Raw genomic sequence first — 6075 nt, forward strand, 5'->3', positions numbered from 1 at the left:
CGGCACGATCTGGTTCAGCTCCTCGATCGAGATGTCCGGGCTGTCGATGGTGGCCAGGCAGGCGTCGATCACCTCGCCCAGATTGTGCGGCGGGATGTTGGTGGCCATGCCGACGGCGATGCCGCCCGCGCCGTTGACGAGCAGGTTGGGGAAGCGCGCCGGCACCACCGTCGGCTCGGACTGGGTCTCGTCATAGTTCGGCTGGAACTCGACCGTGTCCTTGTCGATGTCGTCGAGCATCGCCTCGGCGGCCTTGGCCAGGCGCGCCTCGGTGTACCGCATCGCCGCCGGCGGGTCGCCGTCCATCGAGCCGAAATTGCCCTGCCCCTGGATCAGCGGCAGCCGCATCGAGAAGTCCTGCGCCATGCGCACCATGGCGTCGTAGATCGCGGTGTCGCCATGGGGGTGATACTTACCCATGACGTCGCCGACGACGCGGGCCGACTTCTTGAACGGCTTGGTCGAATCGTAGCCGCCTTCCTTCATCGCGAACAGGATGCGGCGATGCACCGGCTTGAGGCCGTCGCGCACATCCGGCAGGGCGCGGGAGACGATCACGCTCATGGCGTAATCGAGGTAGGAGCGCCGCATCTCCTCCTCGATCGTCACCGGGGTGATGTCGAAGTGGGGCGGCGTGGGCGAACGTTCGGTCAAAGCACTGTCCGGGCTGCTAAAAGGACGCGCCCGGACAGCCTGCCGGGCGGGGCGACGCTAGCACGTTTCCGCACCTGCGAACAATTCGTTACACGGCCGCGCCGGGGCCTCGGGAACGCCCTCCTCAGGCAGCGGCACCCGCCCCTGCGGAGGCCCGGGCATCGCCCCGCGCCAGGAGGTGGAACCGGAACGCCAGCAAGGCGACCGAGACCACGCTGGCGATCAGGATCGCCTCGAACAGGCCGGTGGCGCCACGCTGCAGATGGACGCCCAGCACCCAGCCCAGCGGCGTCATCACCACGATGTAGGAGATGGTGTGCAGCAGCGTCGGCACGACGACGTCGCCGCGGCCGCGGAGCGCATTGGCCATCACCACCTGGCCGCCATCGACGATCAGGATGAAGGTCGAGACCACGACCACCGGCACCACCAGCGGAATCAGCGCTGGGTCGCTGGTGTAAGCCTCGGCGATCGGCCGGGCGAAGATCCACAGCGTCGCGCCGAACCCGACCATGACGACGCTGTTGACGCCGAGGCCGACCCAGCCGGCCAGCACCATGTCCTTCAGGTCGCGCCGGCCATGGGCGATGCCGACCCGGACCGCGGTGGCGGAGCCGAGGCCGAGCGCCACCATGAAGATCAGCGCGATCAGGTTGAGGCCGATCGAATAGGCGGCCAGCGGCAGGGTGCCCAGAATACCGGCGAAGAAGGTCAGCGCGGTGAAGGCGCCCGATTCGATGAAGATGCTGAGGCCGCCGCCATAGCCGAGCTGGCGCTGCTTCGACCAGTCGCGCCAGCGCCAGCCGCGCCAGCGGCGGATACCGTAGGCATCGCGGTCGCGCATCCACCAGACATAGGCGACCAGGCTGGCGGCCAGGAACACGCGCGAGGCGGTGCTGGCCCAGGCGGCGCCCATCGCCCCGAGCTCCGGCAACCCGGCGACGCCGAACACCAGCAGCCAGTTGACCAGCGCGTTCAGGACATTGGCGCCGATCATCGCGATCATGCCCGGCACCGGCCGCTTCAGCCCTTCGAGAAAGAAGGCGGTGACGGTGTAGATCACCGCCGCCGGCATGCCCCAGCCGAGGACGATGGCGATGTCGGCGCCGGCCTTGGACAGCTCCGGCGTCTGCCCGGTCAGGACCAGCAGCGGTTCGATGAAATGGCACAGAATGGCCAGCGCCAGGCCGATGACGCCGCCATAGATCAGCGCCCGGTGCCAGACCGCGCCGCATTCGTCGGGCCGGTTGCGGCCCAGCGCGTTGGCGGTGGTCACCAGCGTGCCGATGACCAGGCCGGTGGAGGTGCCGATCATGCTGCCGATCGGCGCATTGGCGATCGAGAGATGGGCGAGGTCGGCGCTGCCGTAGCGGCCGACGAAGAGAGTGTCGACCAGCGCCATCAGGATCAGCCCGGCGCGGGCGACGATCACCGGCAGGGCCAGGCGCGTCAGCTCATGGACATGTCGCCGGACCCGGGCGCGCATCCAGCTTTCGCCCGGCCGGATCGGAACCTGGTACGTCACGGCGCCCCTCCTCCCCTTGGAGCGGCACCGTAGCAGCAGCGCCGCGACGGGATCAGCCGTTCAAACGCCAGATCTGCCATGCGACCGCCGTCGCATAGGCCAGCCAGAGGAGATAAGGCACCAGCATGGCCGCGGCGGCGCCGTCGACCCGCCGGAAGGCGATCGCGGTGGCCGCGGCGGCGAGAAGGACGGGCACGATCATCACTGCACCGAGGGTGACGCTCTCCAGCCCGAAGAACATCGGGCTCCAGGCCAGGTTCATCACCAGCTGGACCGCGAACAGGCCCAGGGCCGTGCCGGCGCCGGGGCGGTCGCGACGGCGCCAGATCCGCCAAGCGGCGGCGCCCATCAGCAGGTACAGGATTGTCCAGGCCACCGGAAACGCCCAGTTCGGCGGGGTCAGCGACCCCTTGGCCAGCGCCCGGTACCAGGGGGTGTCGCCGCTGCCGCTGAGAACGCCCGACAGCATTCCGAGCAAAAGGCAGCCGGCCATCGCGGCGGCCAGCGTCCACAGCGGCGGGCGCCGAGCTGCGGAAAACGATTCGGTCATGATCCCTCCATCGCGAGACGGGATTGATCTAGAACGCGCTGTCGGCGGTCGAGTCCCCGGACTATCCTGCGCCTCGCCGAACCAGCGGAGCCGCCATGATCACCGCCCTCGCCTTGTTCGCCGTGCCCGTTGCCATCGCCGCCATGATCCCCGGCCCGGCCCAAACCGCGCTGGTGGCACGGGTGCTGTCGCGCGGCGCCGGCGAATCCCTGCCCTTCGTGCTCGGCATGGTCGCCGGCAACGCGCTGTGGCTGGCCGCGGCGGTGTTCGGCCTGTCCGCGTTGGCTCTGACTTATGAGCCGGTCTTCGTCGCGGTGAAATGGGCTGGCATTGCCTATCTCGCGTTCCTCGCCTGGAAACTGTGGCGCGCCCCGGCGGCCGAGCCGGAGGCGGCACCGCGACGGACCGGCGGGATGCTCGGCGGGGCGGCGCTGACGCTGGGCAATCCGAAGGCGGTGGTGTTCTACGGCGCGGTGCTGCCGCAGGTGGTCGACCTGACGACGCTGGACGCCGCCGGCATCGCCGCGGTGTTCGCCGTGCAGATCGGCATCGACCTCGCGGTGCAGGCGGCCTATGTGGTCGGCGCCGCCCGGGCCCGCAGCTTCTTCCGCTCGCCGCGCCGGCTACGGCTGGTCAACCGCTCGGCCGCCGCGATGATGGCCGGATCCGCGGCATTGATCGCCAGCCGGGGCTAGCTCAGGCCGTGACCGGCGCGCCGACCGGTTCGGCCGGGCCGGCCTCGCCCTCCATCAGCCGGCGCTCGGCGGCGAACAGGGCGGCGATCGCCTCCTTGGCGCGGGCGACGCGGGGCGAGCGGCCGACATCCTGGTGCACGACCAGGCGGTAGCGGTGCTCCATCTCCGGCACGATCGGCGACACCCGCACCAGTTCAGGATCGTCATCGCCGATGAAGCACGGGATCAGCGCCAGGCCGGCCCCGGACATCAGCGCCGACAGGATCAGGTCGGTGGTGGTCAGGCGCAGGACGCGCGGTCCAGGCACCGCTTCAAGCCGGGCCCGCACTGGAGCGGCGGCGGTGATCGGGCTGGTGCCGCCGACACGCTCGCGGTCGTAGATGACCCACTCGCAGCGGTCGAAGCGATCCTCGGTCCAGGCCTCGGGGTGACGGTCCACATAAGAACGCAGGCCATAGACGGCGTAGGCCGAGCGGGCCACCAGGCGGGAGCGCAGGCCCGGCAGGTCCGGCACGGCGGTGTAGACGCCGAGATGCACCGAATCGCCGCCGAGATCCGGCACGGCGCGCTCGAAATCGATCGCCAGGTCGATGCCCGGCAGCGCTTCCCGCAGCCGCGGCAGCCTTTCGGCCAGGAAACGGCTGGCCCAGCCATCGGCGGCGACTCGCACCAGCCCGGTGCCGGGGTCGGCCTGGATCCGCGCCTCCCGCTCCAACGCCACCCCTGCCTCCGCCATCGCATCCAGATGCGGCAGCAGCGCCTCCAGGGCCGGGGTCGGGCGATAGCCGTCGGCGCCGCGGTCGAACAGGATCAGGCCCAGCCGCTCCTCCAGCGCCTGGACCCGCCGGCCGATGGTGGGCTGGCTGAGGCCGAGGCGCCGCGCCGCCGCCGACAGGCTGCCGGTCCCGACCACCGCATGGATCACCCGCAGATCATCCCAGTCCATCGCGCCCGGCCCCGCCTCGCCTGCTGAACGGAAACGTACAGACCCTCTTCGAACTTGTCGAATGGCGTACATCCACGTTCGCCGCCATCCTTTGCTTCATCACCGCCCGATGCATCGGGCCCTGCACCTCACCTGCCAGGCATCTCTCCTGACAGGATGATGTCAGGAGGGGTGGCGTAGTCTCCGATCATCGCCCCGGGTCGCCGGGGCCGGGGATGGAGGATCGGATGGCCGTGCTGACGGAGGTGGTGATGTACCGGGCTCGGCCTGGCGCCCCGGCCAGGACCGTGGTCACGGTGTCCGACGCGACCGGCCCGGTGATCACCGGAGGCTACGGCATCGACACGGTGCCGCCGTCGGTGCCGAAGGCGGCGGCCTGCCCGATCGCGATGGCTTCTTCGAGGAGATCGTCATGAGCACCCATGTCCTGCGCCTGCCGCTGCGGCAGCGCCCCGTCGGCCTGCTGGGCCGGATCTGGCGGCGTTTCTCCGGCGGGCCGGCGCGCCTGGTGCGGCGGCCGGGCCGGCTGCGGCTCGAGACGCTGACCGATGCCGCCCGCCGCGACCTCGGCCTGCCGCCGCGCAGCACGGAACCGCGCGGCCGCTGAGCGCCCCTACTCCGCCACCTTGACCAGGAGCTTGCCGAAATTCTCGCCCCGGAACAGCCGCAGGAAGGTCCGGGGTGCGTTCTCCAGCCCTTCGGCCACATCCTCGCGGTAGCGCAGCCGTCCGTCGCGGATCCAGCCGGAGACGTCGCGCAGGAAGGCGGCGTGCTGGTCGGCGAAGTCGCCGACGATAAAGCCGCGCAGCGTCAGCCGCTTCGACAGCACCTCGCGCATCATCTGCGGCATCCGGTTCGGCCCTTCCGGCTGGCCGACAGTGTTGTACTGGGCGATCAGGCCGCAGACCGGGACCCGGGCGAAGGGGTTCAGGAGCGGCCACACCGCCTCCCACACCGCGCCGCCGACATTCTCGAAATAGACGTCGATGCCGTCCGGCACGGCGGCGCGCAGCCGGTCGGCGAAATCCGGCGCGCGGTGGTCGACCGCGGCGTCGAAGCCAAGCTCGCTGGTCAGGTAGGCCCCCTTCTCCGCCCCGCCGGCGATGCCGACGACGCGGGCGCCCTTGATCCTGGCGATCTGCCCGACCACCGCCCCGACGGCGCCGGAGGCGGCGGAGACGACGACGGTCTCGCCCGGCTTGGGCTGGCCGATGGTGAGCAGGCCGGTATAGGCGGTCATGCCCGGCATGCCGAGCACGCCGACGGCGGTCGAGATCGGCCCCAGCGACGGGTCGACCTTGCGCAGCCCGGCGCCATCGGACAGCGCATAGTCCTGCCAGCCGGTGCGCCCCTCGACGATGTCGCCCGGGGCGAAGCCGGGATGGTGCGAGGCGACGACGCGGCCGACCGCGCCGCCGACCATGACCTGGCCGATCTCCACCGGCGCCGCGTAGGATTTCGCGTCGCTCATCCGGCTGCGCATATAGGGGTCGAGCGACAGCCACAGCGTGCGGATCAGCAGTTGGCCGGGCCCGGGCGCCGGCACCGCCTCCTCGACCAGGCGGAAATCGGTGTCCTCCGGCTCCCCGACCGGGCGCGCGGCCAGCAGGATCCGGCGATTCACATCGGTGCTCATGACGGGCTCCCATCTACGCATGACGGGAGCTAAGCATCATTGTCGCGCATGATGAAGGGGTTCGATCGA

At 70.7% G+C, this 6075-nt stretch carries 8 protein-coding genes; 3 read left to right on the forward strand and 5 right to left on the reverse strand.

The genetic code is table 11. The annotated features are described in order from the left end of the window. The 3 genes from ABDW35_RS30320 to ABDW35_RS30330 form a co-directional block, all read right to left on the reverse strand. The coding region (locus ABDW35_RS30320; RefSeq protein ID WP_343717577.1) for a DNA gyrase subunit A at positions 1 to 591 on the reverse strand (591 nt) is incomplete at its 3' end. A gap of 187 nt (positions 592 to 778) precedes the next feature. Then, positions 779 to 2179 carry an MATE family efflux transporter gene (locus tag ABDW35_RS30325; RefSeq protein WP_343717570.1) on the reverse strand — a complete coding sequence of 467 codons (1401 nt, stop codon included), beginning with the start codon at positions 2177 to 2179 and terminating at the stop codon, positions 779 to 781. A 52-nt stretch (positions 2180 to 2231) separates the two neighbouring features. Next, positions 2232 to 2729, reverse strand: a complete 498-nt coding sequence (locus ABDW35_RS30330) for a TspO/MBR family protein (protein ID WP_343717571.1) — start codon at positions 2727 to 2729, stop codon at positions 2232 to 2234. 95 nt (positions 2730 to 2824) lie between these two features. Between ABDW35_RS30330 and ABDW35_RS30335 the strand changes: the two genes are divergently transcribed. Beyond that, positions 2825 to 3424 (forward strand): LysE family translocator, encoded by a 600-nt coding sequence (locus tag ABDW35_RS30335; protein ID WP_343717572.1) that lies wholly within the window; start codon positions 2825 to 2827, stop codon positions 3422 to 3424. A 1-nt stretch (position 3425) separates the two neighbouring features. On the opposite strand, the gene ABDW35_RS30340 is transcribed toward ABDW35_RS30335, so the two are convergent. Beyond that, positions 3426 to 4370: a LysR family transcriptional regulator gene (locus tag ABDW35_RS30340; protein ID WP_343717573.1), complete on the reverse strand. Its 945-nt coding sequence runs from the start codon at positions 4368 to 4370 to the stop codon at positions 3426 to 3428. A 227-nt stretch (positions 4371 to 4597) separates the two neighbouring features. Between ABDW35_RS30340 and ABDW35_RS30345 the strand changes: the two genes are divergently transcribed. Further along, positions 4598 to 4786 (forward strand): hypothetical protein, encoded by a 189-nt coding sequence (locus ABDW35_RS30345; RefSeq protein ID WP_343717574.1) that lies wholly within the window; start codon positions 4598 to 4600, stop codon positions 4784 to 4786. Then, positions 4783 to 4977 carry a hypothetical protein gene (locus ABDW35_RS30350; protein WP_343717575.1) on the forward strand — a complete coding sequence of 65 codons (195 nt, stop codon included), beginning with the start codon at positions 4783 to 4785 and terminating at the stop codon, positions 4975 to 4977. The genes ABDW35_RS30345 and ABDW35_RS30350 overlap by 4 nt, the downstream gene beginning before the upstream one ends. 6 nt (positions 4978 to 4983) lie before the next feature. Here the strand turns inward: ABDW35_RS30350 and ABDW35_RS30355 are convergent, their stop codons facing one another. After that, positions 4984 to 6006, reverse strand: coding sequence for an NADP-dependent oxidoreductase (locus ABDW35_RS30355; RefSeq protein WP_343717576.1), 1023 nt, complete (start codon positions 6004 to 6006; stop codon positions 4984 to 4986). Between the last annotated feature and the right edge of the window lie 69 nt (positions 6007 to 6075).

Origin of the sequence: Inquilinus sp., from assembly GCF_039594555.1 — a bacterium.
GTDB lineage: Bacteria > Pseudomonadota > Alphaproteobacteria > DSM-16000 > Inquilinaceae > Inquilinus.

Excerpts from the sequence above, each read along its gene's own strand:
- ABDW35_RS30330 (WP_343717571.1), bottom strand. The coding sequence starts at position 2,729 with ATGACCGAATCGTTTTCCGCAGCTCGGCGCCCGCCGCTGTGGACGCTG.
- ABDW35_RS30335 (WP_343717572.1), top strand. The coding sequence starts at position 2,825 with ATGATCACCGCCCTCGCCTTGTTCGCCGTGCCCGTTGCCATCGCCGCC.
- ABDW35_RS30340 (WP_343717573.1), bottom strand. The coding sequence starts at position 4,370 with ATGGACTGGGATGATCTGCGGGTGATCCATGCGGTGGTCGGGACCGGC.
- ABDW35_RS30345 (WP_343717574.1), top strand. The coding sequence starts at position 4,598 with ATGGCCGTGCTGACGGAGGTGGTGATGTACCGGGCTCGGCCTGGCGCC.
- ABDW35_RS30350 (WP_343717575.1), top strand. The coding sequence starts at position 4,783 with ATGAGCACCCATGTCCTGCGCCTGCCGCTGCGGCAGCGCCCCGTCGGC.
- ABDW35_RS30355 (WP_343717576.1), bottom strand. The coding sequence starts at position 6,006 with ATGAGCACCGATGTGAATCGCCGGATCCTGCTGGCCGCGCGCCCGGTC.